This window comes from Massilia sp. UYP11, from assembly GCF_050434805.1.
Taxonomy (GTDB): domain Bacteria; phylum Pseudomonadota; class Gammaproteobacteria; order Burkholderiales; family Burkholderiaceae_D; genus Telluria.
Map to the genome: position 1 here is coordinate 38,318 of NZ_JBNDJE010000017.1, position 25,122 is coordinate 63,439.

The following is a 25,122-nucleotide window of genomic DNA, read 5'->3' on the forward strand; positions in this document are numbered from 1 at the left end:
ACGAACCATGAGTGCAATCCTTCCCGCTACCGAGCCCAAGGCGAACTCCAATGCCCAGGCCGATGTCGCGCTGCCGGCGGCGAAGCGCGACATCGCGCCGCTGCTGCTGGTGCCCGCGCTGATGCTGGCCATGCTGCCGCTGGTCGGCAGCTTCCCCACCTGGCTCACCCTCACCGTCGCCGGCCTGGCGATGGGCATGATGATCTTCATCATGGCCAGCGGCCTGACCCTCGTGTTCGGCCTGATGAGCGTGCTGAACTTCGGCCACGGCGCCTTCGTCGCAGTCGGGGCGTTTACCGCCACGCTGGTCCTGCTGCCCATGCGCGGCTGGCTCGAGATGGACTCGCTCCTGATCAACCTGGGCGTGCTGGCCCTGGCCGTCACGCTGGCGATGGCCGTCACGGGCCTGTTGGGCTGGGCCTTCGAACGCATCATCGTCAAGCCGGTCTATGGCCAGCACCTCAAGCAGATCCTGATCACGATGGGCGGCATGATCGTGGCCGAACAGCTGATCCACGTGATCTGGGGCGCCGAGACGATCGCCCTGCCGCTGCCGACCGCGCTGCGCGGCGCCATCGTGTGGCAGGACGCGGCGGTGGAGAAGTACCGCCTGGTGGCGGTGGTGGTCGGGCTGGTGGTGTTCGTCGCCATGTTCCTGGTGCTCAACCGCACCAAGGTCGGCTTGCTGGTGCGCGCCGGGGTCGAGAACGGCGAAATGGTCGAGGCGCTCGGCTACCGCATCCGGCGCCTGTTCGTGGCCGTGTTCGCCGCAGGCTCGGCGCTGGCGGGCCTGGGCGGCGTGATGTGGGGCCTGTACAAGGAAACGCTCACCGCCGCGATGGGCAGCGAGATCATGGTGATGATCTTCATCGTCATCATCATCGGCGGCCTGGGCTCGGTGGGCGGCTGCTTCATCGGCGCCCTCTTGATGGCGCTGGTGGCCAACTACGCCGGCTTCCTGGCGCCGAAGATCGCCCTGGTGTCGAGCATCATCCTGATGATCTCGGTCCTGCTGTGGCGCCCGGCCGGCCTGTATTCGACGTCGCGGAGCTGAAGTCATGCCGAATTCCGTACTCCACCGACTTCTCTCCGGCGACCTGCCGCGCAGCCGCATCCTGACCGCGGTGCTGCTCGCGATCGTGCTGGGACTGGCGCTGGCGCCGTTCCTGTTTTCCGGCGCGCGTCCGCTCAATACCGCGGCCACGATCTGCGTCTACATCGTGCTGGTGGCTTCCTACGACCTGCTGCTGGGGTATACCGGCATCGTCTCGTTTGCCCACACCATGTTCTACGGCATCGGCGCCTATGGCATCGGCCTGGCCCTGGCCCGGGTCGACGAGCCCACCTGGGGCGTCATGGTGACGGGCCTGGTGATGGCGCTGCTGCTGGCCCTGGCCCTGGCCCTGGTGGTCGGCCTGTTCGCGCTGCGCGTGCGCGCCATCTTCTACGCCATGATCACGCTGGCCGTCGCTTCTTCGTTTGCCGTGCTGGCCTCGCAGTTGTCCGACCTCACCGGCGGCGAGGATGGCGTGACCTTCAGCGTGCCCGAGGTGCTGTCGCCGAGCTACCTGCTGTTCGAGAACGAGGTCTTCGGCCGCTACGTCGACGGCAAGGTGATCACCTATTACCTGGTGTTCGCCGGCTGCCTGCTGCTGTTCCTGTTCCTGCTGCGGCTGGTGAACTCACCGTTCGGCCGCGTGCTGCAGGCGATCCGCGAGAACGAGTTCCGCGCCGAGGCGCTCGGCTACCGCACCATGGTCTACCGCATCTGGGCCAACTGCCTGGCCGCGCTGGTGGCGGCGCTGGCCGGCGCCCTGATGGCGCTGTGGCTGCGCTACGTGGGGCCCAAGACCTCGCTCGGCTTCGAAGTGATGACCGACATCCTCCTGATCGTCGTCATCGGCGGCATGGGCACCATGTACGGCGCGGTGATCGGCGCCACCCTGTTCCTGCTGGCCCAGAACTACCTGAAGGAACTGATGGCGCACGCATCCACGGCGCTCGAAGGCGTGCCGTTGCTGGCCGCCGCGCTGCACCCGGACCGCTGGCTGCTGTGGCTGGGTGTGCTGTTCATCCTGTCGATCTATTTCTTCCCGATCGGGATCGTCGGCAAGCTGCGCGTGCGGGCGTGGCTGGCGCAGCGCCGCGCGCCCGGCGCCTGAGGCCGCGACCGGCAAAAAAAAGCCGGCGCCCTCGCGGGCGCCGGCTCGTTCGGCGACAACGTCGGACCTGGGCGATTACGCCTTGGCGCCCTTCTTGAATGCTTCCACGCCATTGACCAGCTCGGCCTTGGCTTCCTCGATGCCGGCCCAGCCTTCGATCTTGACCCACTTGCCCGGTTCCAGATCCTTGTAGTGCTCGAAGAAGTGCTGGATCTGCTTCAGGCGCAGCTCTTCCAGGTCGTCCAGCGACTGGATTTTCTTGTACATCGGCAGCACTTTTTCGACCGGCACCGCGATCACCTTGGCGTCGCCGCCGCCGTCATCGGTCATCTTCAGCACGCCCAGCGCGCGGCAGCGCACCACCACGCCCGGCGGCAGCGGGAACGGGGTAATGACCAGCACGTCGCATGGGTCGCCGTCGTCGGCGATGGTCTGCGGCACGTAGCCGTAGTTGCACGGATAGTGCATGGCCGTACCCATGAAACGGTCGACGAAGATCGCACCGCTGTCCTTGTCGACTTCGTATTTGACCGGATCGGCGTTCATCGGGATTTCGATGATGACGTTGAAGTCGTTCGGCACGTCTTTGCCGGCTGGAACGTTATTCAGGCTCATGGATGGTCCTTGGTTGCTGGAGAGTCAATAATAGGCCGCCATTATAGCGAAACAGGGATGGCCTGTGCGGCGCAACATCCGGCAATGGTGCGGCGGGCCGGCGCTGCCGGTCCGCCTCGACAGGCTGTTACAGGATGCTGGCCAGTGCGCACTGCCGGTAATGGCTTGCCGCCTCCTGCTCCTGCCCCAGCGCCTCGTGCATCTGGGCCAGCTTGAGGTGCGCCTCGCGCACCATCGACGGCTCGGTGGCGTCCGACAGCGCCTGCTCCAGGTAGCGCTGGGCCTTGCCCCATAACTTCTGCTTCAGGCACAGCGAACCGAGGGTCAGGGCCAGCTCGGCGTCCATCGGGCGCTCGCGGCGCCAGGTCTCGCAAGCCTCGATCTGGGCCAGGAGCGAAGGAGACCCGGACGGGCTGGCGGCGTCGCGGTAGGCGCGCACCACGCGCTCGTCCCAGCCGGCCTTGAGCGACTCTTCGGCGATCGCGCGCGCCTCGTCGTGCAGGCCGCACGCATTGAAGGCGCCGGCCGCGCGCGCCGCGACATAGGGCACGGTGCGGTCTTGCGGCGGCACCGTGGCCCAGATGCGGCGCAGCGATTCGGCGTCGTGCCCGTCGCCGCCCAGCAGCGCCTCGTAGGACAGCTCGCGCAGGCGGCTCGACAGGGCCGGATGCAGCGCGCGGCGTTTATCGAGGATGCGCACCAGGCGCAGCACCTCGGGCCAGTTGCGCGCCTGCTGGTTGGCCTTCATCGCCCACTGCAGCGCGTGGATGTGGCGCTGGCCGCTGGCATTGAGTTCGGCGACCGCCTCGAGCGCGGCCTCGGGCTGGTGGTCGTCGACCAGCAATTCGGTGACCGTCATCAGGCGCGCGGTCTTGAGGGTATGGTCGTGGGCGATCCCGGCCAGCCAGGCGTCGCGTCGCGCCGGCTCGCGCATGCGGTGCGCGGCGCGCGCGCCGATCAGGGCCGCCAGGCCCGCGTTCTCGGGCAGCTCCGCGGCGCGCATCGCGGCTTTTTCGGCGTGGCCGAAGCGGCCTTCGAACAGGGCCTTGAGCGCGTCGCGCATGCCCTTGTTGCCTTCGCGTTCGGCGCGGCGCTGGCGATAGGCGGCCACGCGCTGCGGCATCCTGAGGGTGGCGTTGATGGCGCGCACCAGGCCGTACAGCGCCAGGAAGGATGCCACCAGCAGCACCACGAACAGGTTGAGCGACATGTCGATCCGGTGCGGCGGATAGAACAGCACTACATTGCCCGGATTGAAGCGCGCCGTCACGGCAATGCCGATGGCGGCGGCCATCAGCGCGACTAACCAGAGAAGTAAACGCATTATGATCGCTTCGCTTTGTGCATGGCTTATTGTTTCGCTTTGTAATTGCGCACGGCGTTCAGGCTGTCGGCCAGCGTCGGCATCTCGATCGTCAGGTCGTTGGCCTGGACCTGGCGCAGCGCGGCCTGGCTTGATTGCGTCACGCGCGCGCGCGTGTCGAAATACCTGACCAGCATGGCCTGGGCCGTGGCCAGGTCGTCGCGGAAGGTCGCCTCGTTGCGCGACAACAGCGCCAGGCGCGCGTTCAGCAGCCGCAGCTTGAGGTTCTCGCGCACGAAGAACGATTCGCTCGGCGACAGCATCAGCGCCTCGGGCGACTCGACGCTGCGCACCCGGATCAGCTGGCGCACGTCGTCCCACATCTCCTGGCTCCACTGGGTCCAGGTCTGCAGCATGCGCTGGCCCACGCCCAGCGGCTGCGCCGCATCGGCGGCGGCCGCATTCGCCCCGGCGCCGGCTGCGGAGACGGCGGCCTCGCCCTTGCGCGCGGCGCGCAGCGGCGCCACCGGCAGCAGCGGCTTTTCGTCGGACAGCATCGGCAGCGAATCGACCTGGCCGATCACGTGGTCGAGGCGCACGGCGACGCCGGCCAGGTCCACCGCCGGCAAGGCCTTGAGCTTCTCGATGTCGCCCGCGATGGCGCGCCGGATGGTGAGGAACTGCGGGGTGTCGGCGCGCGAGACCGCGCGGTCGGCGTTCTGCAACGCGATCAAGGCGCCCTGCACGTTGCCGGCCAACTGCAGCTGCTGGCTGGCGGTCGACAGCACCTGCTCGATCTCGGTCAGCGCCCACTCGTCGCGGTTCTGCGACAAGTCCTTGTACAGCTGCTCGAGCGCCACCTGCTGGCTCTGGGCCTCGCTCTGGCGGCTTTCGAGCACGCCGACCTTGATCTGGAGTTCCTTCGACTGGTCCGCCACGTCGCGCGCCAGCGCCGCCGTCTCGGCATTGACCGCGTTGCCCTTCTGGAGGCTGCGCGCCATGTCCTGGCGCAGCGAGTTGATGCGGTTGTGCGACGAGTACGTTTGCAGCGCCAGCAGCACGGCCAGGGCGATCACGGCCAACGGCAGCGGGCGCGCTACGCGGTCGAACAGGCCAGGGCCGCCCGGCTCGCCGATGCGCGGCAGCACGGGCACGCCGCCCGTCGGCGGCGCCCCACCGGCCGGCGGCATGCCGCCTGGAGGGATGCCGCCGGCGGACGCGCCCGGCGGCGCGCCGCCCTGGCCGCCCTCGGGCTTGTGGAGGCTCGGTGCGGGCCCATTGGCCTGCGGCTGATCTGGATTGTTCGGCAATTCGTTCATTCTTGTGATTGTAACGCTGCTAGTAGGCGTGCATCTCCGGATCCCGTCAGGGTCACGTGGCGCAGGCCCAGGGCGTGCGCCGTCTCGGCAATCCGCGCATGGGGCACGACCAGGCGCTGCCGCTCGAACTGCGCCTGGAACTGCGCCCGCAACGGCGGCGGCCCCAGCGCCGCCACCAGGCCCGCCAGGCCGCGCAGGGCTTCCGAGCTCGTGATTATCCAGTCGTTTGGCTGCGCCAGCAAGGCGCGCAATCGCGCGGCCAGCTCGTCGGTCAACGAAGGGGTGGTGCGGCGGTAGGCCGCCACCGCCTCGACCGTGGCGCCGGCCGCGCGCAGGGCGTCGGCCAGCAGCTCGCGCCCGCCGTCGCCGCGCACGATCAGCACGCGCCGGCCGGCCAGGCCGCCCAAGTCCAGGGTCTGGAGCAGGTGTTCCGAATCGCTGCGGGCAGGGTCCAGCGGGCTATGGATCGTATGGCCGGGCGCCGCCACGCCATGGCGCGCCAGCGCGGCGCGGCTGCCCTCGCCCACGACCGCCAGCGGCACCGCCGGCGGCCATGCATCGAGGTGGGCGAACGCCGCATCGACCGCATTCGGCGAGACGAACACCGCCAGCGCGTAGTCATGCAGGGCGGCCAGCGCCGCACGCAACGGCGCCGGATCGTCGACCGGGGCGATCTCGAGCAGCGGCAGGACCTCGGCCGTGCGGCCGACCTGGCGCACCGCCTGCGCCAGGTCATCGGCCTGGGCGCGCGGCCGGGTGATCACGACCACGCGCGCGCGCGCCGGCGGGCCCAGCTCAGGCATCCTTGGCTGCATCCTCGGCGGCATCGACGCGGCAGGCGGCCAGGATCGCGCTGGCGTCCTGCTGCGCCAGCAGTTCGGACACCTGTTCGCCCAGGTATTCGGGCTGTTCGGCGGCGCCCGCCACCTCGGCGTGCGCGCTGCGCTTGCCGTCGGGGGTCGCGACCATGGCGCGCAGGCGCATCCGGCCGTCCTGCACGGTGGCGTAGGCCGCCAGCGGGATCTGGCAGCTGCCGCCGAAGATGCGCGACACTTTGCGTTCGGCCAGCACCGCCTGGGCGGTTTCGACGTGGTTGAGCGGCGCCAGCACGGCGCGCAGGTCGACGCCGTCGCTGCGCCGGCCGCTCAGGATCTCGATCGCCATCGCGCCCTGGCCGGCCGCCGGCAGGCTCAGTTCGGGCTCGAGCAGCGCGCGGATGCGCTGCGGCAGCCCCAGGCGCTTGAGGCCCGCGGCGGCCAGGATGATGGCCGCGTACTCGCCACGATCGAGCTTGCCGAGACGCGTGTCGAGATTGCCGCGCAGCGGCTGGATCACCAGGTGCGGGTAGCGCGCCGCGATCAGCGACTGGCGGCGCAGGCTGCTGGTGCCCACCACGGCGCCGGCCGGCAGGTCGTCGAGGCTGGCGTAGTCGTTCGACACGAACGCGTCGCGCGGGTCTTCGCGCTCGAGCACGGCAGTTAACTCAAACCCGTCAGGCAGCTCCATCGGCACGTCCTTGAGCGAGTGCACGGCCAGGTCGGCGCGGCCTTCGGCCATGGCGACCTCGAGTTCCTTGACGAACAGGCCCTTGCCGCCGACCTTGGATAGGGTGCGGTCGAGGATCTGGTCGCCGCGTGTTGTCATTCCGAGAATTTCGACGCTACATTCTGGATATAATGCGGCGAGCCGGTCGCGCACGTGCTCCGCCTGCCACATGGCCAGGCGGCTCTCGCGGGATGCGATAATCAGTTTCGCTGGCGCCTGGGGCGTCACGGTAGATTCCTGCTGTATGGCGTTTAGCACTCGAGTTCTTTCACTGTCATTGGGCCGACCCGGACGATGCCAGTAGCCGCTCCCTGCATAAGATCATAAATTTTATCATGGGGGCATCTTGCAGATCATGGCCCACCGCCATCGCACAATCATAACCTGTGGTCGACATGGACAATCCTGCTGCACCCGTAGTACAAGCCGGCGCCGACAAGGACGCCCCGCTCAAAGAAGACATCCGCCTGCTCGGCCGCCTGCTGGGCGACGTGCTGCGCGACCAGGAGGGCGACGCGGTGTTCGACATCGTCGAAACCATCCGCCAGACCGCCGTGCGTTTCCGCCGCGACGACGACCCGGATGCCGGCGAAGAGCTGGCCACCCTGCTGCACAAGCTGACGCGCGACCAGACGATTTCCGTGGTGCGCGCCTTCTCGTATTTCTCGCACCTGGCCAATATCGCCGAAGACCAGCACCACAACCGCCGCCGCCGCGCGCACCTGCTTCAAGGGTCCTCGCCGCGCTCGGGCAGCATCGGCTACGCGCTGGGCAAGCTCGCCGAGGCCGGCATCGGGCGCGACGCCGTCGACGCCTTCTTCCGCGACGCCCTGATCTCGCCGGTGCTGACCGCCCACCCGACCGAGGTCCAGCGCAAGAGCATCCTTGACGCCGAACACGACATCGCGCGCCTGCTGGCCGAGCGCGACCTGCCGCAAACGCCGAAGGAACGGCGCCGCAACGAGCAGCTGCTGCATGCCCGCATCGCCACCCTGTGGCAGACGCGCATGCTGCGCTACTCCAAGCTGACCGTGGCCGACGAGATCGAGAACGCCCTATCCTATTACCGCATCACCTTCCTGCGCGAAGTCCCGGCCCTGTACGACGACATCGAACTCGAGGTCGCCGAGCAGTATGGCGGCGATGGATCGGCGTCGGCCGCGCACGCCTCGTTCCTGCAGATGGGCAGCTGGATCGGCGGCGACCGCGACGGCAACCCGAACGTCAACGCCGACACCATGCGCCATGCGCTGACGCGCCAGTCGACCACCATCCTCGACTTCTACCTCGACGAGGTGCACGCGCTGGGCGCCGAGCTGTCGGCTTCCACCCTGCTGGTCAAGGTGTCGCCCGCGCTGGAGCAGCTGGCCGACGCCTCGCCCGACGCCTCGCCGCACCGCAGCGACGAACCCTACCGCCGCGCCCTGATCGGCATCTATGCGCGCCTGGCCGCGACCGCGCGCGAGCTGGGCGTGGGCCACATCCTGCGCAAGGAAGTCGGCCATGCCGCGCCCTATCTCGATCCGGAACTGTTCGCGGCCGACCTCGAGGTGCTGGCCGACTCGCTGCGCCAGAACCACGGCGCCATGCTGATCCAGCCGCGCCTGGCCGGCCTGCTGCGCGCCGCGCGTATCTTCGGCTTCCATCTCGCCTCGCTCGACATGCGCCAGAGCTCGGACATCCATGAACGCGTGCTGGCCGAGCTGTTCGCGCGCGCCGGGGTCGAAGCCGACTATGCGGCGCTGAACGAAGAAGACAAGCGCGCGCTGATCCTGCGCGAGCTGGCGCAGCCGCGGCCCCTGTTCTCGCCCTACGAAAGCTACGGCGACGAGACCAATTCCGAGCTGGCGATCCTGCGCTGCGCGCGCGAGATCCGCCTGCGCTACGGCCCGCGCGCGATCCGCAACTACATCATCTCGCACACCGAGACCGTATCCGACCTGCTCGAAGTGCTGCTGCTGCAGAAAGAAACGGGCCTGATGCGGATCCGCGCCGGCTCCGCGACGGCGGAGCGCAGCGACGTGATGGTGATCCCGCTGTTCGAGACCATCCCCGACCTGCAGCGCGCCGCCGGCATCATGGACGAGTGGATGGCGATTCCGCTGGTGGCCGACATCATCGAGAAACAGGGCCGGCTGCAGGAAGTCATGCTCGGCTACTCCGACTCCAACAAGGACGGCGGCTTCCTGACCTCGAACTGGGAGCTGTACCAGGCCGAGCTGAAACTGGTCGAGGTGTTCGAGCAGCGCCAGGTGAAGCTGCGCCTGTTCCACGGCCGCGGCGGCACCGTCGGCCGCGGCGGCGGCCCGAGCTACGACGCGATCCGCGCCCAGCCGCCCGGCACCGTCAACGGCCAGATCCGCCTGACCGAACAGGGCGAGATCATCGCCTCGAAATTCTCGAACCCCGAGATCGGCCGGCGCAACCTGGAGCTGCTGGTGGCGGCCACGCTGGAAGCGAGCCTGACGCCGCATGCGGCCAAGGACGGCGCCGGCGGCGTCGACGCCGGGCGCCTGCAGCGTTTCGAGTCCGTGATGGCCGAGCTGTCGAACCGCGCCTACAAGGCGTACCGCAACCTCGTGTACGAAACGCCGGGCTTCACCGACTACTTCTTCGAAGCCACGCCGATCGCCGAGATCGCGGAACTGAACCTCGGTTCGCGTCCGGCCTCGCGCAAGTCGACCCGCCGCATCGAAGACCTGCGCGCGATTCCGTGGGGCTTCTCATGGGGCCAGTGCCGCCTGCTGCTGCCGGGCTGGTTCGGGTTCGCGTCGAGCGTGACGAGCTGGCTCGACGACGCCAGCGTCGGGGGCGAGCGCGAGGCGAAACTGGAAGAACTGCGCGCGATGTACCGCGACTGGCCGTTCTTCGCCACCCTGCTGTCGAACATGGACATGGTGCTGGCCAAGACCGACCTGGCGATCGCTTCGCGCTATGCCGGCCTGGTGAGCGACGCGGGCCTGCGCGAGCGCATCTTCCGCCGCATCTCGGCCGAGCATGGCGAGACGATCCGCTGCCTGGAGGCGATCACCGGCGCCAGCGAGCGGCTGGCCGGCAACCCGCTGCTGGCGCGCTCGATCCAGAACCGCTTCGCCTACCTCGATCCGCTGAACCACCTGCAGGTGGAGCTGATCCATCGCCGCCGCAAGCTGGCCGACAATGCCGATCCGCGCGTGCATCGCGGCATTCACCTGTCGATCAATGGGGTGGCGGCGGGGTTGCGCAACACGGGCTGACGGGCGCGTTGGCGGTCTGCTCGCAACTTGGGTTCCCGCCTTCGCGGGAACGACGTGAGAAGGTTCGTGGACCGGGTCGATTTCCGATGACCACCAGCACCTGCACGTCGTCCCCGCGAAGGCGGGGACCCAAGTCGGCGGCCTCCAGATAGCACGCACAAAAAGCGCGTAAAAAAAAGCGAGCACAAAAAAACGGGCACAAAAAAAAGCCGCCTGGCGCAAGCCGGGCGGCTTTTTCACATCGCGCCAACCAGGTTAATGGTTGTGCAGGAAGGTCTTGAGCTTGTCCGAGCGCGATGGCTGGCGCAGCTTGCTCATCGCCTTGGCTTCGATCTGGCGGATGCGCTCGCGCGTCACGTCGAACTGCTTGCCCACTTCTTCCAGCGTGTGGTCGTTCGACATCTCGACGCCGTAGCGCATGCGCAGCACCTTCGCTTCGCGCGGAGTCAGCGAATCCAGCACTTCCTTGATCACGTTGCGCATCGAGGCGTGCAGCGCGGCGTCCAGCGGGGCCAGGGTCGCGTTGTCCTCGATGAAGTCGCCCAGCTGCGAATCGCCGTCCTCGCCCATCGGGGTTTCCATCGAAATCGGCTCCTTCGCGATCTTCATGATCTCGCGCACCTTATTCTCCGGCATCTCCATCTTGGCGGCCAGCGTCGGCAGATCCGGCTCGCTGCCGGTTTCCTGCATGATCTGGCGCGAGATGCGGTTCATCTTGTTGATCGTCTCGATCATGTGCACCGGCACGCGGATCGTGCGCGCCATGTCGGCGATCGAGCGCGTGATCGCCTGGCGGATCCACCAGGTCGCATAGGTCGAGAATTTATAACCGCGGCGGTATTCGAACTTGTCGACCGCCTTCAGGAGGCCGATATTGCCTTCCTGGATCAGGTCCAGGAATTGCAGGCCGCGGTTGATGTATTTCTTCGCGATCGAGATCACCAGGCGCAGGTTGGCCACTGTCATTTCGCGCTTGGCCTGGCGTGCGCGCTTCTCGCCCGCCGCCATCTGCTTGTTGATCTTGCGCAGGTCGGCCAGCGGCAGCGCCACGCGCGCCTGCAGGTCGATCATGCGCTGCTGCAGCTCCTTGATCGCCGGCAGGTTCCGGCTCAGCACCGCGCTGTACGGATAGGCGCAGTCGACTTCGCGGTCGCCCCACTGCAGGTCGGTCTCGTTGCCCGGGAAGACCTTGATGAAGTGGGCGCGCGGCATGCCGCAGCGGTTCACGCAGATGTCCAGCACGGAGCGCTCGATCGAACGCACTTCGTCCATCTGGCCGCGCAGGGAGTCGCACAGCTTTTCGACCACCTTGGCGGTGAAGCGGATGCCCAGCAGCTCGTACGAGATCACGGCCTGCGCTTCTTCGTAGGCCGGCGAACCATAGCCGTCGTTCTTGAAGGCGTGCCCCATCAGGTCGAACTGCTGCTCGATCAGCGCGAATTTCTCCAGCGCGCCCTTGCGCAACTGGGCCAGCTGCTCGGCCGAGTAGCCGGCCGCGCCGCTGGCGTTGCCGCCGTCGCCCTCTTCTTCCTCGTCCTCGACTTCGACTTCTTCCTCATCCTCCTCTTCCGCGGAAGCGGCGGCGTGGGCCACCGAGGCGGCCGGCGCCGGGGTGTCTTCGAGGTCGACGAAGCCATCGACCACGTCGTCGATCTTCAGCTCGTCGCTGGCGATCTTGTGCGACAGCGCGATGATTTCCGAGATCGTGATCGGGCACGCCGAGATGGCCTGCACCATGTCCTTCAGGCCCTGCTCGATGCGCTTGGCGATCTCGATCTCGCCTTCGCGCGTCAGCAGCGACACCGCGCCCATCTCACGCATGTACATGCGGACCGGGTCGGTGGTGCGGCCGAAATCGGAGTCGACGGTCGACAGCGCGGTCGCGGCGGCGGCCTCGACTTCGTCTTCGCTGGTCGGGGTCACGGCCTGGTCCGACAGCAGCATCATTTCGGCTTCAGGGGCGCGCTCGTAGACGGCGATGCCCATGTCGTTGAAGGTCGCGATGATGCCTTCGATCGCTTCCGGATCGATGATGTTTTCCGGCAGGTGGTCGTTGATCTCCGCATGGGTCAGGTAGCCGCGCTCCTTGCCCATGTTGATCAGGTTCTTCAGCTGCTGGCGGCGCTTTTCGAGTTCGGCTTCCGAGAAGCCGGCTTCGCTCAGCATGGCGACGCCCTTGGCCTTGCGCTCGCGCGCCTTCGAGGCGGCCTTCAGCTCGGCGCGCTCGACGGCGTTCAGCGCCGCGACTTCGTCGTTCTCCGGCACGAATTCGCTTGGCTTGCGGCCGCGGCGGCCCGGGACCTTCACCTGCGGCAGCAGGTAGCCCGAGGTGTCGATCGCGGCCAGCGCGGCGGCGTCGGTGGTCTTGCTGACGGCGCCGACGGCGCTCACGGGGACGCCGGCCGCCGGGCTGGCGTCGACGCGGCGCACGGCGCGGGCGCGCACGGCTTTCGGCACTTCCTCGGCAGCGGCCTCGGCCATCGGGACCGCGGTCGGCGCAGAAGCGGCGGTCAGAGCAGCGGCGGTCGGGGCATCCGGCTCGGCTGCCTTCAGGGCAGCCAGCTTGCCGCGCTTGCGCACGATGAGCGGCGCCACGGCCGGCTTGGCCTGCGCCTGCAGGTATTCGGCGGCCAGGTCGCTGCCGGCGTCCACCTCGGCTTCGGCGGGCGCCGCAGCGGTCACCGCTTCATGGATTGCTTCTTCGACCGCGGCGGCGACCGGGGCCAATGCAGGCGCAGCAGGTGTATCGGGCGCAGCGGCGGCAGGAGCATCTTGCTCGACTGGCACAGCGACCGGTTCGGCCGCCACCTGGCCGCCGGCGGCCAGGATGGCGTCGGCCTGCGCCTTCAGCGTGGCCAGGCGCGAGCGGGTCTTGACCACCGTCACCTTGGCCGCCGCTTCCGTTTCAAGGAAGTAGGAGGTCGCGGTTTTCGGCACTGCCAGCGGCGCCGAAGCCTTGGCCGGCGCTTTTTTCGCTGTCAGTGTCAATGTCTTGGCGGTGTTTTTCATACTTAAAACTCTCCAGTCGAGGCGAGTTGTGCGCCTGCGAAGTCAATAATCCAGCGGGATCCGCGTACGGATCCTGGGAAAGGGGGAACGGAAGTGGCCCTACCTAGGGGCGGACATGCCAGGTTTCAAGCACGACTTGCCCGGTTTTGCGCGCGCCGACACGATTCTGGGCTGCGAACGGATAGGCGATGGTCGATGTTCAAAATCGTGCTGTGCATGTCGGAACGAAAAAAAGCCCGCTAACACGGGCTTGCATCTATTTTTCTTGAAGAATAGGCGAAGGGGCCATTATGCCCCAATGCAAGTTTTGGTGATAATTGATAGATCCGATAAGGGATATACACAATTCACATAGCACCACCCTGACATGCCTTCCGTACAAGCTACTGGGCGTGTCTGCGCCGGCGCAAGCCGGACTCAAGGCAAGAGGCGGATGATACACGATTTCATGCGCCGGCGCCTCTCCCTGCCGTGAGTTTCCCAACATTTATAATTGGAACTAGTACAATGCGCGCCGAGCGCCGTGCTATCCTTCGCAATCTTGTTCTTACCATGAAGTCAATGAATACCACTACCCCTGCAGAGTCCGTCGACAACAACGCCACCACTCCGGAACCGCAGCAGACGCAAGCGCCGGCTGGCGCTGCGCCTGGCGCCGCGCCGGCGCAAGGCATGTCGGCGCGCGCTCTGCTCAAGCAGCTCCAGCAGGAGTTTCCAGCCTTCCGCGACTGCCTGCCGCTGTCGATCGGCATCGACAAGCAGTTGCTGGCCCGCATGCCGGGCCTGGACAAGAAGGTGATGCGCGCCGCGCTCGGCATCCATACCAGTTCGATGCGCTACCTGCGCGCGATGGAAAAGGCGAAAGTGCGCCATGACCTGGACGGCGCCGCCGGGGCCGAAGTGCCCGAGGCGCACCGCCTGCACGCCAAGGAACAACTGCAGCAGCGCTTCAAGAAGGAAGCCGATCGCAAGAAGGCCGAACGCGACGCCGCGCAAGAAGAAGAAAACAACCGCAAGCGCCAGGAAAAACTGCAGGCGCTGGCCTCCAAGTTCTCCAAGAGTTGAACGCAGGGCCCGAGATCGCCGGGGACGACCCGGCGCCCGATCTGCCACCGTACGTCGGCATCGACCTGGCCCGGGTGCGCCTGGTGCGCAGCGAGCAGGACGCGCGCGAGGCGCTGGCCGACCTCTTGGGCAGCGACGCGATCGGCTTCGACACCGAATCGAAGCCAACCTTCGCCAAGGGCGAGGTCTCGACCGGGCCGCACCTGGTGCAGCTCGCCACCCTGGAGACGGCCTGGCTGTTCCAGACCGCGACCCCGGCCGGCAATGCGCTGGCAATCACCGTGCTCAAACCCGTGCTCGAGGACGAGCGCGTGCTGAAGGTCGGCTTCGGCCTGGGCGACGACGTGCGGCGCTTGAAGTCCAAGTTGGGCATCGAGCTGCGCAGCGTGCTCGACCTGTCGACGGCCCTGCGCCGGCGCGGCGAACGCAACCCGCTCGGCGCGAGGAGCGCGGTCGAGCGCTTCCTGGGCCAGCGCCTGCAAAAATCCAAGCGCATCACCACCACCAACTGGGCCCTGCCCCGGCTGTCGGACAAGCAGTTGCAGTATGCGGCCGACGATGCGCATGCGGCATTGAAGATCTACCGGCACTGGAAGGCGAATCCGCCGGCGTCGAAAGCCTGAAGGATCGCCGCAGGGTGGACCGGGGCGCGCAGCCGGCTCAACATCCACCTGTCCACCCGTTCACCCGTCCACGCTCTCCCCCGCGCCTGCCCCGCCCCTCGAAGAAAGAACGATCCCCCGGCAATTCGCGCTATCATTCCCACCATCTTCGATGCCGGTGGGAGCACATGAGATCACGACGCCTTCGCCTGTTTTTCGCTTCCCTGCTCGGCGCGCTTGCCTGCACGGCCACGGCGGCGCCGCAAACCGTCCCCGACACCCTCGACCAGCGCCTGCTCGCCTGCGCCACCTGCCATGCGCGGGTCGACGCGCGCGGCAATCCGGTCAATGACAGCTTCTATCCGCGCCTGCAGGGCAAGCCGGCCGGGTACCTGCATCACCAGCTGCTCAACTTTCGCGACGGGCGGCGCCAGTATCCCTTGATGACCTACCTGGTCGACCACCTGCCCGACGCGTACCTGCGCGAGATCGCGCGCCACTTCGCGGCCCAGCCGCCGACCGTGCTGCCGCCCCAGCCTTCCGGCTTGTCGGGCGCCGTGCTCGAGCGCGGGCGCCGGCTGGTGCTCGACGGCGACGCCGCGCGCAAGATCCCGGCCTGCGTTGCCTGCCATGGCGCGCGCCTGACCGGCGTGCAGCCGAACATCCCGGGCCTGCTCGGACTGCCGCGCGACTACCTCAACGCGCAGTTCGGCGCCTGGCGCAACAAGGTGCGGCGCGCGCACGCGCCGGACTGCATGGCCGACATCACCGCGCGCCTGTCGCTGGAAGACGTGGCCGCCGTGTCGGGCTGGCTGGCGGCGCAGCCGATGCCGCCAGACCCGCGCCCGGCCGAGTCCATCGCGCGCCCACTGCCGCTGGCCTGCGGCAGCGATCCGGAGGCGCGATGAAGCCGCTGCGCCTCGCCCTCTTCGTGGTCGTCCTGCTCGTGCTGGCCGCGGTGGCGCTGGCGTGGCCGCGCGCCGAGCATATCCCGGCGCGCTCGCCGCAGGCTTACGCGCCGTCCGCCGCCAATATCGAGCGCGGCGCCTACCTGGCCCGGGCCGGCGACTGCATCGCCTGCCATACGGCGCGCGGCGGCGTGGCGTACGCCGGCGGCCGCGCCCTCGACACGCCGTTCGGGCGCTTCTACGGACCGAATATCACGCCCGACAAGGAAACCGGCATCGGCGACTGGAGCGCGGACGACTTCTGGAACGCCCTGCACAACGGCATCGCCCGGGATGGCCGCCTGCTCTACCCTGCCTTCCCCTATCCGAACTACACGAAGGTCACGCGCGACGACTCGGACGCCCTGTTCGCCTACTTGCGCAGCCTGGCGCCAGAGCGTCAGCCGAACCGGCCGCACGAGCTGGACTTCCCCTACGACAGCCAGGCGCTGCTGGCCGGCTGGCGCCTGCTGTACTTCCGCCCCGGCGTGCACGCGGCGCAGCCGGCGCGCGGCGCCGAATGGAATCGCGGCGCCTACCTGGTCGAGGGCCTGGGGCACTGCAGCGCCTGCCACAGCACGCGCAACCAGTTCGGCGCGCACCAGGAAGGACTCGACGGTGGCCTGATTCCCACGCTGGGCTGGTATGCGCCGTCGCTCACGTCCGGCGGCGAGGCCGGCATGAAAGACTGGGACCGGGAACACATCGTGGCGCTGCTCGGCACCGGCATCTCGCCGCGCGGCGCGGCGACCGGGCCGATGGCCGAAGTGGTGGCGCGCAGCCTGCAGCACCTGACGCCGGACGACCTGGGCGCGATGGCGAGCTATCTGCAGTCCCTGCCCGCGACACCCGCGCGTCAGCCGGATCGCATGCCGCCGGCGGACGAGCAGGTGCTGCTCGAGGGTCGCCGCATCTACGCGGCCAGTTGCGCGCAATGCCATGGCGACGATGGGCGCGGCAAGCTGCCCGCCTATCCGCCGCTGGCGGGAAACCGCGCCGTGACCTTGACGCCGGCGGTGAACGTGATCCGCATGACGGTCAATGGCGGCTTCCCGCCCGGGACGAAGGGCAATCCCCGCCCCTACGGCATGCCGCCCTTCGGCCACGAGCTCGACGACGCCCAGGTGGCGGCGGTGCTGACCTGGATTCGTGCCAGCTGGGGCAATGCGGCGCCGCCCGTGACCGCGGTCGAGGTGAACCGGCACCGGGCGATCAGCGGCGACTGACCCCGCATGGTGGCGTCCTCTGCCGTTGCCTGCCCGAACCGGACGGCTGGGTACGCATGGTCGTGCTATCGTCGTGACCAACTTTTTCCGTGAACCGATCAGGCTCAATTTGGCGGCCTGCGCGCCCGCGCCGCCCTGAGCCGGCCCGAAAGGATAAGCATGAACCGTTTTAATGAAAAGACCGTGCTGGTCACCGGTGCGGCCTCCGGCATTGGCCTGGCGGCCGCCCGCCGCTTCCTCGATGAAGGCGCGCGCGTCGTGATGCTTGATATCGATGGCGACACGCTGAAGCAGGCTGCCTCCGGCCTGCCCCAGGACCGCGTTCTCATGCAGGTTGGCGACACCGCCGCCAGGGAGACCGCGACCGCCGCCGTCCAGGCGGCCGTCGAGCGCTTCGGCGGCCTGCATATCCTGATCAACAACGCCGGCATGGCCACCGAAGGCGACATCACGCAGACCAGCGAAGAAGACTTCGAACGCGTCATGGCGGTCAATGTCGGCGGCTACTATCACATGGCCAAGGCGGCGATGCCCGAACTCGTGAAGGTGCGCGGCGCAATCGTCATGACCTCGTCGGTGTCCGGGCTCGGCGGCGACTGGAATCTGTTTGCCTACAACACGTCCAAGGGCGCCGTCAGCAATATGGTGCGGGCGATGGCGATGGATGCCGCGAAGGACGGCGTGCGGGTGAACGCGGTCAATCCGAGCTTCACGAAAACCGGGATGACCGAGGACATGGTGAGCGACCCCGAGCTGGTGGCCAAGTTCAGGGAACGCATGCCGCTCGGCGCGCCGGAGGATCCGGAGGGCGTGGCGGCGGCGATGGCGTTCCTGGCGAGCGAGGATGCGCGCCTGATTACCGGCGTGAACCTGCCGGTGGATGCGGGGTTGATGGCGTCGAACGGACAGCCACCGCAGTAAGCCTCTTTACCCAAGACCTTGTCATGCCACGCGCAGTAATGGGATAAACAGCTCAGAAGAGTTTTTTTGGAGGAGCGAAGCTTTTCGCTCTCTCGCGTCTTCGCATGCAGCGCCGCCACGCCAATGTGCTGATTGCGACCAGGAGCACCCAGAACAAGAACGTCAAACCCAGCCGTGGCCACAGGACATCGTCCAGACCGATCAATATCGACAAAGGGTCTCTGGCCACCGAGCCGAGCGGCGATGTCCCCTGGCTATCTGCAAGAAATGGCAGCGGAAACCCATAGGCGAGCACCAGGCAATGGATCGGCGTGCCCAGATTGCCGCAAACCGCTTCGACGCGTCCTGGCACGATCAGCGACAGGTAGGTGAAGGCGACTGCAATGACGAAACACGATGCAATCAATCTCATGCGCGAAGCGGTTCTGCCCATCGGAGCCCTCAGCATCGGCCAGTGTTTCCTGATCCCGCGCCTTCAACCTCCTGGCCCAAACGGGATTTCGGGGCAGCTTATCACATCGTCCTTATCGCAGCGCTCCTTGGTGGCACTGGCCGCTAACAGCGCTGGAATGGCTGCACGCCGTGCATGTTCCTTCGCATTCGCCGCCGGGCCTGAGCGCCGCAAATGACGTGCATTGAACACTTCACGCGTGACGCAATTCACGATAGGCCACAACTGATTCCTGGATCGATCAAACCATGTCAGCGAACGCTATCCGATCCGTGGTCGCATTGCGCGCATCCTCGACCCGCACCTTGTGCGCCGCCAGCAGCCCCTCGAGCGAAGCATTCATCGTGTGGCAGCCGGCATCGATCCCCTTGTTCAGCTGGGCCCGGATGCCGCCCAGATCCCCGGTCTCGAGCATCCGCACGACCGCCGGACCCGGCGTCAGGCATTCGGTCGCCAGATAGTAGCGGTTGCCCTCGACCGACGGCAGCAGGGCCTGGCACAGGACACCGCGCAGCGCATGCGCCAGGGCCTGCGCCTGCGCCTCCGAATTGCCCAGCAGGCGCAACATCTTCTGCAAGCCGAGCTCGGTCGAGCGCGCATGCAGGGTCGCCAGCACCAGCGGCCCCGACTCGGCCAGCGCCAGCGCCTCCTGCGCCGTCTGCGCATCGCGGATCTCGCCGATCATGATCACGTCCGGGCGCTCGCGCAGCGCGTCCAGCGCCCCGAGGTAGTAACTCTCGACGTCGCCATCCTCGCCCACCTCGCGCTGCGTGATGATGCACCTGCGCTGCGGGATCAAGGTCTCGACCGGATCCTCGATGGTGATGATGTGCCCCGAGCGCTGCCGGTTGATCTCGTCCAGGATCGAGGCGATGGTGGTGGACTTGCCCTGGCAGGTGTCGCCGATGATCAGCACCAGCCCGCTGGTCAGCTGCGCAAACTCGCGCTCGTCATCCCACAGGCCGAGTTCGCCCAGCGCAATCGGCTCCTTCGGAAAGCGCCGGATCACGCACCCGATGCGCTTGCCGCCCTGGAAGCGGAAACAGTTGGCGCGGATGCGCGCCGTATGCAGGTCGATCGAACGGTCGAAGGCGCGCGAGGCGATGCGCTGCGGCCAGTTCGGCTCGATCACATCGAAGAACTCTTCCAGTTCTTCCTTCGTGATCGGCGAGTCGGTCACCGCCACCAGGCCTTTCGGCTGGCGCAGCATCAGCGGGCTGTTTTGATGGATGATGATGTCCGAGAACACGAGCTTGGAGTTCAGCAGGTGCAGGATCTGCTGCACCAGGGTCTCGAACACCGGGTGGTCTTCGTTTTCGATGTACGAAAGTGTGGGGATCTGCGAGGACTGGTGGTATTCCATCTGGCGGCAAGGAGAAAACACGTTCCAGGCATTATAGAACTGGAATGTTGCACCAGAGTAAAAATATCGTCAGCGTGAAAAACTCGCAACAATGCGGTCGCCAAACACCGTGATGATCACGCCCAGGGCCACCACCAGCGCACCGCACAGACGCGCCGGCGACACCTCGCGCCTGGCCATGTTGATCAGCCCGAAATGGTCGATCGCCAACGAACTGAGCAGCTGGCCGGCGATCACCAGCACCACCAGCGTCAAGAGGCCGATGCGCGGCGCCAGGAACACGGTGCCGAGCACGAACGCCGCGCCCATGAAGCCGCCCAGGAATTTCCAGGCCGGCTGCGACGGCAGCGCCGCCAGGGTCGTCCCCAGGCCGGCCACGCCGCCCTTGGCCAGCGCCATTGCGAGCAGCGCCGCCGTGCCGCAACTGAACGAGATCAGCGCCGCCATGATCGAATTGGCCCCGATCGAATGGGCCAGCTGGCTGTTCACCGCGGCCTGCGCCGACATCGCCACGCCGATGCAGAAGGCCGCCGCCAATAAAATCAGGTTCATCTCGGTACGTCCTGGCAAAAAACGCACGATTCTAGTGCATTCCGGGCCGGCGCGTCGGCACGCCCCGTCGCGTACTCGTGCATTTCATCCCCGGCAAGCTGCAATTCGTCGCAAACGGCGCTTGCGGATCCGCCCGGCTCGCTAGGATGGCTGCCATACCAACGATTCACGGAGTCTACGATGCCAGCCTTTCAACCATCCCTTGCCGTGCGCACCCTGCTGGTGGCCGCCACCCTCGCCTGCGCCGCCGCGCCGGCGCCCGCCATGGCCTGGCCGTTCGGCGGCGAAAAAGTCGAAGGCAGCGGCAGCGTGACGCGCCAGGCGCGCCAGGTCGAGCGTTTCACCGGCATCGCGCTCGAGCTGCCGGCCCAGCTGGAACTACGCATGGGCACTACCGAGGGCATCACGATCGAGACCGACGACAACCTGCAACACCTGATCGAGACCGAGGTCGACGACGGCGTGCTGCGCATCCGGCCAACGAAGCGCAATATGAATTTGCGTGCGCGCACCATGAAAATCGTCGTCAACGCGCGCCAGATCGAGCGCCTGTCGCTGGGCGGCTCGGGCACCATCGATGCCGAGGCGCTGCGCGCCCCGAACCTGCGCTTCAACCTGGGCGGCTCGGGCAAGATGCGCATCGCCAGCCTGGACGCCGACAAGGTCTCGGTCAGCGTCGGCGGCAGCGGCGATTTCCGCGCCAACGGCGGCAAGGCGCGCGACGTGTCGGTGTCGATCGGGGGTTCCGGCAATGTCGACCTGGGCAAGGTCGCGGCCGACAGCGCCAGCGTCAGCGTGGCCGGCTCGGGCGACGTGACGGTCTGGGCCAAAAAAGAACTGAGCATGTCGATCGCCGGATCCGGCGACGTCAAGTACTACGGCGACCCGCAGCTGCGCACCTCGGTCGCCGGCTCGGGCAAGTCGCGCCGGCTGGGCGACGCGCCGCACTGACCGGGAAAGCGGCGCGCACTGATCGGCAAAGCGGCGCCTGCCGGGACAGGCTCCTTGGACAGGCGCTTAAAGCGCGCCGCGCAGCACTTCGCGCTCGACCTGCACCGTGTCCGCGCCGTCGGTCAGCCATATCTGGCCGTCCTGGATCGTGCACTGCAGCTGCATCGAACGCTGCGCCATCTTTTCCAGTTGCGCGCTGATCTCGGACGGGATGTTGATCACGCTGACGTTCTTCGCGCGCTCGATCTTGCCCGCCAGGCCCTTGAACCAGATGGCGCTGGTCGCGCTGTAGCTGTACACCACCACTTTTTCGGCGCGGCCGGCGGCCTTCAGCAGGCGCTTCTCGTCCGGCTGGCCGACCTCGATCCAGGTCTGGATGGCGCCGGTCAGGTCCTTCAGCCACAGCGCCGGCTCCTCGACGTCGAACAAGTCCTTGCCGTAGGCGAGCGCAGGGTCGGCGTGCAGGGCGAAGGCCAGCAGGCGGATCATCACGCGTTCTTCGGTCTCGGACGGATGCCGGGCGATGGTCAGGCTATGCTCCTGATAGTAGTTCCGGTCCATGTCGGCGATCGACAGGTCGGCCTTGTAGATGGTCGCTTTGATAGCCATTGTTGCGTGCGCTCGTGTGTGCTGGAGGATGAAAACCCGCTATTGTCGCATGCGCGGCGACTGCCGGGTTCCCCGCCGGTATAGACTGGCCGTCTCACCGAACATGGAGATCGCGATGACCAATGCTTTTCCTCCGAACCAGCAGTTCCTGCTTGCCGCGCGCCCGGTCGGGCTGCCCAGGCGCGAAGACTGGCGGTTCCACGAACAGGCCGTGCCCGAACCGGGCGAAGGCGAGGTCGTGGTCAAGGTCCTGTACCTGTCGCTCGATCCCGCCATGCGCGGCTGGATGAACGAAGGCAGATCGTATATCCGTCCGGTGGCGATCGGCGAAGTCATGCGCGCCGGCGGCGTCGGCGTGGTGGTGGCCTCGCGCTCGGACCGCTTCGCCGTGGGCGACTACGTGATGGGCGGCACCGGCGTGCAGCGCTACTGGTCCGGCCCGGCCGACGACAAGAGCGCCAACCTGGCCAGGATCGATCCGCAAGCGGGTCACCTGACGGCCTGGCTCAACCTGCTGGGCATGCCCGGCATGACGGCGTACTTCGGCCTGCGCGAGGTCGGCCAGGCCAGGGCCGGCGAGACGGTGGTGGTGTCGGGCGCGGCCGGCGCGGTCGGCATGGCCGTGGGCCAGCTCGCCAGGCAGATGGGCTGCCGCGTGGTCGGCATCGCCGGCGGGTTTGACAAGTGCGCCTTCGTCGTCGACCGTCTCGGCTTCGACGCCTGCATCGACTACAAGGCCGGCCAGCTCGGCGCCGCGCTCAGGCAGCATTGCCCGCAGGGCGTCGACGTCTATTTCGACAACGTCGGCGGCGAGATCCTCGACGCCGTCCTCACCCGCATCAACATGAAGGCGCGCATCGTGATCTGCGGCGCGATCTCGCAGTACAACGCGACCGCGCCGGTGAAGGGCCCGGCCAACTACCTGGCGCTGCTGGTCAATCGCGCGCGCATGGAAGGCATGGTCGTGTTCGACTACGCGGCGCGCTATCCCGAAGCCGTGGCCCAGCTCGGCGAATGGCTCAAGCAGGGCGCGATCCAGAGCCATGAACACGTGGTCGACGGCTTCGAGCAGTTCCCGCAAGCGCTCCTGATGCTGTTCGAAGGCCGCAACCTCGGCAAGCTGGTGCTGAAAGTGGCGGACGCCTGAAGAACTTGTCGCCGCCTCCATGGTCGTACAGGTCCGGGCCACCGCCCTTCTTTCATGGAGCCGGCCATGCTGTCCCTTTTCGAACAATTCTTCGCCAACCCGGCGCCGCAGGGCCCGTTCAGTCCGCAACTGGCCACGCCGCTGCAAGCCCAGCTGGCGGCCCAGTTGGGCACGCAGGTGGGCGCGCTGGCGACGCTGTCGCAGCACAGCCATGAGCTGCTGGCGCGCGTGACCGAGCTGAACCTGCAGATGGCGCGCCACCTGGTCGAGACGGCGCTCGACACCGAGCGCCAGCTCGCCGCCTGCACCGATCCCCTGCAACTGGCTCCCACCGCGATGCGTGGCTGGCAGCCGCTGGGCGAACACGTGCGCGCCTGGCAGCAGGGCCTGATGGGCGTGATGGCCGAGGCCCAGACCGGCCTCGGCCACGCAGCCGCACTGGCGCCGGCGCCTGCGAAACGTTCCGCCTGAGCGGGCCGGCGCCCCGTGTGGCGACGGGGCGGAACTAACGCTCACCACGTTTCTCTAAACGCACGAGCGCAGCCTGAGATGGCTCCAAGTGCGTTCATGCATAGCGTACAGCCTCTACAACTGACAGCCCCCCGGGCACAAGGAGATCGACATGGCGACCAGCAAGGAGAACGAAGGAAAGAGCAGCAGTCAGGGCAGTGCCCAGAAGAGCGGACCGCCCGCCAAGCGCGGCTTTGCGGCGATGGACCAGAACCAGCAGCGCGAGATCGCCAGCAAGGGCGGCCAGGCGGCCCACCAGAAAGGCACGGCGCACGAATTCGATTCCGAAGAAGCGCGCCGCGCCGGCCAGAAAGGCGGCGAGGCCGTGAGCCGCAACCGGGCCCATATGGCCGACATCGGCCGCAAGGGCGGCGAAAGCCGGCAATCGGCCCAGCGCGCGGCGGCCGCGGCGGCCGCGGCGGCGGCGGCGTCGCAAAAGGGCAATCGCCAGGGAGACGAAAGCTAGCGCGGCTGGCTGCCGACTGTCCACAGGGCGGTCCCGGCGCGGCCCGCCCGACGGGCCTGCCCCTGTGGTACATTGCCGGGCTTATGCCTACCCTGAAATACCTGACCGCCTACCCGGACACCCTGCAAGCCCAGGTCAGCGGGCTGATCGAACAGAACCGCCTTGGCGACACCTTGCGCCGCCGCTATCCCGAGCCGCACGGCATCCGCACCGATCGCGCCCTGTACGACTATGTGCAAGATCTGAAGGTCGATTACCTGCGCCAGGCCGCGCCGGTCTCGAAGGTCTCCTTCGACAGCAAGATCCAGGTGATCCAGCATGCGCTGGGCCTGCACACCGCCATTTCCCGGGTCCAGGGCTCGCGCCTGAAGGCCAAGCACGAGATCCGCATCGCCAGCCTGTTCCGCGACGCGCCGCTGCCCTTCCTGCGCATGATCGCCGTGCACGAACTGGCGCACCTGAAGGAAAAGGAACACGACAAGGCGTTCTACCAATTGTGCCGCTGGATGGAGCCGGATTACCACCAGCTCGAGTTCGACGTGCGCCTGTACCTGACCTGGCTCGACCTGTCGGGCGAGCGCTTGTGGGGCGGCGACTAGCCCGACTGCGCGCTCGATGCCGCCGGTGACACTGGCGCCTGACGCAGCGGCGCGCTTTGCGCCTCATCCGACTGCGCGGCGCATGTGCGCGTGCAGCGCTGGAGCGCCGTGTCGCAGGCGCCAAGGCGCGCCATCCGGCGCCCGTCGTCGCCGGCGGCATCGAGCGCGCGGCTCGCCTGGGCCGGTACCGCACCCTGGACGGTGCGCGCCAGCGGATTGCGGTGCTCCACATTGGCCCCCATCAGCCGTTGTTCCAGCGGCAGCGCCTGGGCGCTGGCGCGGCATTCGCGCTGCTCGGAGGCGCACATCGCGCTGCAGAACGCCGCGTCCGCGGCGGGCGCCGGCCTGGCGACGATCGCCGCCAGGGTAGCAAGGATGATCATCGACAAGGGCTTCATTCCAACCTCTCGCAAAGTGGCGGCATGCCATCCTGTCATCCTAGCCCGTTTTCGCTCAGAGCGCCTGTCCGCTACCCGCGCCGCCGCAGCCACCCGCAATCGTTGCCCAGCAACAACGAACGTTTT

24 protein-coding genes are annotated in these 25,122 nt (G+C 67.5%); 13 read left to right on the forward strand and 11 right to left on the reverse strand.

Annotated elements, in window-relative coordinates; translation table 11 throughout:
- Positions 1–7 precede the first annotated feature (7 nt).
- Both ABIB38_RS18965 and ABIB38_RS18970 read left to right on the forward strand, forming a co-directional pair.
- The gene (locus ABIB38_RS18965; protein ID WP_429206239.1) at positions 8–1,054 is read left to right on the forward strand and encodes a branched-chain amino acid ABC transporter permease; all 1,047 of its coding nucleotides are present in this window, start codon (positions 8–10) and stop codon (positions 1,052–1,054) included.
- Positions 1,055–1,058: 4 nt separating this feature from the next.
- A complete protein-coding gene (locus tag ABIB38_RS18970; protein WP_429206241.1) occupies positions 1,059–2,162 on the forward strand; it encodes a branched-chain amino acid ABC transporter permease in 1,104 nt (367 codons plus the stop codon).
- Between the two features lie 75 nt (positions 2,163–2,237).
- On the opposite strand, the gene ppa is transcribed toward ABIB38_RS18970, so the two are convergent.
- From ppa to hemC, 5 genes are all read right to left on the reverse strand, one after another.
- Complete coding sequence (ppa, locus tag ABIB38_RS18975) at positions 2,238–2,777, reverse strand: inorganic diphosphatase (RefSeq protein ID WP_429206243.1); 540 nt, start codon at positions 2,775–2,777, stop codon at positions 2,238–2,240.
- Between the two features lie 127 nt (positions 2,778–2,904).
- Positions 2,905–4,101 carry a heme biosynthesis protein HemY gene (locus ABIB38_RS18980; protein WP_429206245.1) on the reverse strand — a complete coding sequence of 399 codons (1,197 nt, stop codon included), beginning with the start codon at positions 4,099–4,101 and terminating at the stop codon, positions 2,905–2,907.
- A gap of 26 nt (positions 4,102–4,127) precedes the next feature.
- Positions 4,128–5,399 (reverse strand): uroporphyrinogen-III C-methyltransferase, encoded by a 1,272-nt coding sequence (locus tag ABIB38_RS18985; protein ID WP_429206247.1) that lies wholly within the window; start codon positions 5,397–5,399, stop codon positions 4,128–4,130.
- Positions 5,396–6,202: a uroporphyrinogen-III synthase gene (locus ABIB38_RS18990; RefSeq protein ID WP_429206249.1), complete on the reverse strand. Its 807-nt coding sequence runs from the start codon at positions 6,200–6,202 to the stop codon at positions 5,396–5,398. The genes ABIB38_RS18985 and ABIB38_RS18990 overlap by 4 nt, the downstream gene beginning before the upstream one ends.
- The gene (gene hemC / locus ABIB38_RS18995; protein WP_429206251.1) at positions 6,195–7,172 is read right to left on the reverse strand and encodes a hydroxymethylbilane synthase; all 978 of its coding nucleotides are present in this window, start codon (positions 7,170–7,172) and stop codon (positions 6,195–6,197) included. Before hemC ends, ABIB38_RS18990 begins: the two co-directional genes overlap by 8 nt.
- A gap of 167 nt (positions 7,173–7,339) precedes the next feature.
- On the opposite strand from hemC, the gene ppc reads away from it, so the two are divergent.
- On the forward strand, positions 7,340–10,180 hold the full coding sequence (gene ppc / locus ABIB38_RS19000; protein ID WP_429206253.1) for a phosphoenolpyruvate carboxylase: 2,841 nt from the start codon (positions 7,340–7,342) through the stop codon (positions 10,178–10,180).
- 255 nt (positions 10,181–10,435) lie between these two features.
- Here ppc and rpoD read toward each other — a convergent pair whose 3' ends face one another.
- On the reverse strand, positions 10,436–13,189 hold the full coding sequence (rpoD, locus tag ABIB38_RS19005; RefSeq protein WP_429206254.1) for an RNA polymerase sigma factor RpoD: 2,754 nt from the start codon (positions 13,187–13,189) through the stop codon (positions 10,436–10,438).
- 561 nt (positions 13,190–13,750) lie between these two features.
- Here rpoD and ABIB38_RS19010 point away from each other — a divergent pair.
- From ABIB38_RS19010 to ABIB38_RS19030, 5 genes are all read left to right on the forward strand, one after another.
- Positions 13,751–14,254, forward strand: a complete 504-nt coding sequence (locus tag ABIB38_RS19010) for a ProQ/FINO family protein (RefSeq protein WP_429206256.1) — start codon at positions 13,751–13,753, stop codon at positions 14,252–14,254.
- Positions 14,251–14,877, forward strand: a complete 627-nt coding sequence (locus ABIB38_RS19015; protein ID WP_429206258.1) for a 3'-5' exonuclease — start codon at positions 14,251–14,253, stop codon at positions 14,875–14,877. Before ABIB38_RS19010 ends, ABIB38_RS19015 begins: the two co-directional genes overlap by 4 nt.
- 167 nt (positions 14,878–15,044) lie before the next feature.
- Positions 15,045–15,764: a c-type cytochrome gene (locus ABIB38_RS19020; RefSeq protein WP_429206260.1), complete on the forward strand. Its 720-nt coding sequence runs from the start codon at positions 15,045–15,047 to the stop codon at positions 15,762–15,764.
- Positions 15,761–17,029, forward strand: coding sequence for a cytochrome c (locus tag ABIB38_RS19025; RefSeq protein ID WP_429206262.1), 1,269 nt, complete (start codon positions 15,761–15,763; stop codon positions 17,027–17,029). Before ABIB38_RS19020 ends, ABIB38_RS19025 begins: the two co-directional genes overlap by 4 nt.
- Before the next feature lie 159 nt (positions 17,030–17,188).
- Positions 17,189–17,950 carry an SDR family NAD(P)-dependent oxidoreductase gene (locus ABIB38_RS19030; RefSeq protein ID WP_429206264.1) on the forward strand — a complete coding sequence of 254 codons (762 nt, stop codon included), beginning with the start codon at positions 17,189–17,191 and terminating at the stop codon, positions 17,948–17,950.
- 52 nt (positions 17,951–18,002) lie between these two features.
- Here the strand turns inward: ABIB38_RS19030 and ABIB38_RS19035 are convergent, their stop codons facing one another.
- The 3 genes from ABIB38_RS19035 to ABIB38_RS19045 form a co-directional block, all read right to left on the reverse strand.
- Entirely contained in the window at positions 18,003–18,398 is a 396-nt protein-coding gene (locus ABIB38_RS19035) for a hypothetical protein (protein ID WP_429206266.1), read from the reverse strand.
- 244 nt (positions 18,399–18,642) lie between these two features.
- Positions 18,643–19,764, reverse strand: coding sequence for a type IV pilus twitching motility protein PilT (locus tag ABIB38_RS19040; RefSeq protein ID WP_429206333.1), 1,122 nt, complete (start codon positions 19,762–19,764; stop codon positions 18,643–18,645).
- A 69-nt stretch (positions 19,765–19,833) separates the two neighbouring features.
- Positions 19,834–20,316, reverse strand: coding sequence for a DMT family transporter (locus ABIB38_RS19045; protein WP_429206268.1), 483 nt, complete (start codon positions 20,314–20,316; stop codon positions 19,834–19,836).
- A 180-nt stretch (positions 20,317–20,496) separates the two neighbouring features.
- On the opposite strand from ABIB38_RS19045, the gene ABIB38_RS19050 reads away from it, so the two are divergent.
- Complete coding sequence (locus ABIB38_RS19050) at positions 20,497–21,267, forward strand: head GIN domain-containing protein (protein WP_429206270.1); 771 nt, start codon at positions 20,497–20,499, stop codon at positions 21,265–21,267.
- Positions 21,268–21,333: 66 nt separating this feature from the next.
- Here ABIB38_RS19050 and ABIB38_RS19055 read toward each other — a convergent pair whose 3' ends face one another.
- Positions 21,334–21,876, reverse strand: coding sequence for a YaeQ family protein (locus ABIB38_RS19055; RefSeq protein WP_429206272.1), 543 nt, complete (start codon positions 21,874–21,876; stop codon positions 21,334–21,336).
- Between the two features lie 115 nt (positions 21,877–21,991).
- Between ABIB38_RS19055 and ABIB38_RS19060 the strand changes: the two genes are divergently transcribed.
- The 4 genes from ABIB38_RS19060 (at position 21,992) to ABIB38_RS19075 (ending at position 24,598) form a co-directional block, all read left to right on the forward strand.
- Positions 21,992–23,023: an NADP-dependent oxidoreductase gene (locus ABIB38_RS19060; protein ID WP_429206274.1), complete on the forward strand. Its 1,032-nt coding sequence runs from the start codon at positions 21,992–21,994 to the stop codon at positions 23,021–23,023.
- Between the two features lie 66 nt (positions 23,024–23,089).
- On the forward strand, positions 23,090–23,494 hold the full coding sequence (locus tag ABIB38_RS19065) for a phasin family protein (protein WP_429206276.1): 405 nt from the start codon (positions 23,090–23,092) through the stop codon (positions 23,492–23,494).
- 151 nt (positions 23,495–23,645) lie between these two features.
- Positions 23,646–23,999, forward strand: a complete 354-nt coding sequence (locus ABIB38_RS19070) for a KGG domain-containing protein (protein WP_429206278.1) — start codon at positions 23,646–23,648, stop codon at positions 23,997–23,999.
- 83 nt (positions 24,000–24,082) lie between these two features.
- Positions 24,083–24,598, forward strand: coding sequence for a YgjP-like metallopeptidase domain-containing protein (locus ABIB38_RS19075; protein WP_429206280.1), 516 nt, complete (start codon positions 24,083–24,085; stop codon positions 24,596–24,598).
- Here the strand turns inward: ABIB38_RS19075 and ABIB38_RS19080 are convergent.
- On the reverse strand, positions 24,595–24,981 hold the full coding sequence (locus tag ABIB38_RS19080) for a hypothetical protein (RefSeq protein ID WP_429206281.1): 387 nt from the start codon (positions 24,979–24,981) through the stop codon (positions 24,595–24,597). The two genes, ABIB38_RS19075 and ABIB38_RS19080, sit on opposite strands and share 4 nt — an antisense overlap.
- Between the last annotated feature and the right edge of the window lie 141 nt (positions 24,982–25,122).

What these genes read in the sequence shown, in the direction of transcription:
- ABIB38_RS18965 (WP_429206239.1), top strand. Translation starts at nt 8, where the DNA reads ATGAGTGCAATCCTTCCCGCTACCGAGCCCAAGGCGAACTCCAATGCC.
- ABIB38_RS18970 (WP_429206241.1), top strand. Translation starts at nt 1,059, where the DNA reads ATGCCGAATTCCGTACTCCACCGACTTCTCTCCGGCGACCTGCCGCGC.
- ppa (WP_429206243.1), bottom strand. Translation starts at nt 2,777, where the DNA reads ATGAGCCTGAATAACGTTCCAGCCGGCAAAGACGTGCCGAACGACTTC.
- ABIB38_RS18980 (WP_429206245.1), bottom strand. Translation starts at nt 4,101, where the DNA reads ATGCGTTTACTTCTCTGGTTAGTCGCGCTGATGGCCGCCGCCATCGGC.
- ABIB38_RS18985 (WP_429206247.1), bottom strand. Translation starts at nt 5,399, where the DNA reads ATGAACGAATTGCCGAACAATCCAGATCAGCCGCAGGCCAATGGGCCC.
- ABIB38_RS18990 (WP_429206249.1), bottom strand. Translation starts at nt 6,202, where the DNA reads ATGCCTGAGCTGGGCCCGCCGGCGCGCGCGCGCGTGGTCGTGATCACC.
- ppc (WP_429206253.1), top strand. Translation starts at nt 7,340, where the DNA reads ATGGACAATCCTGCTGCACCCGTAGTACAAGCCGGCGCCGACAAGGAC.
- rpoD (WP_429206254.1), bottom strand. Translation starts at nt 13,189, where the DNA reads ATGAAAAACACCGCCAAGACATTGACACTGACAGCGAAAAAAGCGCCG.
- ABIB38_RS19010 (WP_429206256.1), top strand. Translation starts at nt 13,751, where the DNA reads ATGAATACCACTACCCCTGCAGAGTCCGTCGACAACAACGCCACCACT.
- ABIB38_RS19020 (WP_429206260.1), top strand. Translation starts at nt 15,045, where the DNA reads ATGAGATCACGACGCCTTCGCCTGTTTTTCGCTTCCCTGCTCGGCGCG.
- ABIB38_RS19025 (WP_429206262.1), top strand. Translation starts at nt 15,761, where the DNA reads ATGAAGCCGCTGCGCCTCGCCCTCTTCGTGGTCGTCCTGCTCGTGCTG.
- ABIB38_RS19030 (WP_429206264.1), top strand. Translation starts at nt 17,189, where the DNA reads ATGAACCGTTTTAATGAAAAGACCGTGCTGGTCACCGGTGCGGCCTCC.
- ABIB38_RS19035 (WP_429206266.1), bottom strand. Translation starts at nt 18,398, where the DNA reads ATGCTGAGGGCTCCGATGGGCAGAACCGCTTCGCGCATGAGATTGATT.
- ABIB38_RS19040 (WP_429206333.1), bottom strand. Translation starts at nt 19,764, where the DNA reads ATGGAATACCACCAGTCCTCGCAGATCCCCACACTTTCGTACATCGAA.
- ABIB38_RS19045 (WP_429206268.1), bottom strand. Translation starts at nt 20,316, where the DNA reads ATGAACCTGATTTTATTGGCGGCGGCCTTCTGCATCGGCGTGGCGATG.
- ABIB38_RS19050 (WP_429206270.1), top strand. Translation starts at nt 20,497, where the DNA reads ATGCCAGCCTTTCAACCATCCCTTGCCGTGCGCACCCTGCTGGTGGCC.
- ABIB38_RS19055 (WP_429206272.1), bottom strand. Translation starts at nt 21,876, where the DNA reads ATGGCTATCAAAGCGACCATCTACAAGGCCGACCTGTCGATCGCCGAC.
- ABIB38_RS19060 (WP_429206274.1), top strand. Translation starts at nt 21,992, where the DNA reads ATGACCAATGCTTTTCCTCCGAACCAGCAGTTCCTGCTTGCCGCGCGC.
- ABIB38_RS19065 (WP_429206276.1), top strand. Translation starts at nt 23,090, where the DNA reads ATGCTGTCCCTTTTCGAACAATTCTTCGCCAACCCGGCGCCGCAGGGC.
- ABIB38_RS19070 (WP_429206278.1), top strand. Translation starts at nt 23,646, where the DNA reads ATGGCGACCAGCAAGGAGAACGAAGGAAAGAGCAGCAGTCAGGGCAGT.
- ABIB38_RS19075 (WP_429206280.1), top strand. Translation starts at nt 24,083, where the DNA reads ATGCCTACCCTGAAATACCTGACCGCCTACCCGGACACCCTGCAAGCC.
- ABIB38_RS19080 (WP_429206281.1), bottom strand. Translation starts at nt 24,981, where the DNA reads ATGATCATCCTTGCTACCCTGGCGGCGATCGTCGCCAGGCCGGCGCCC.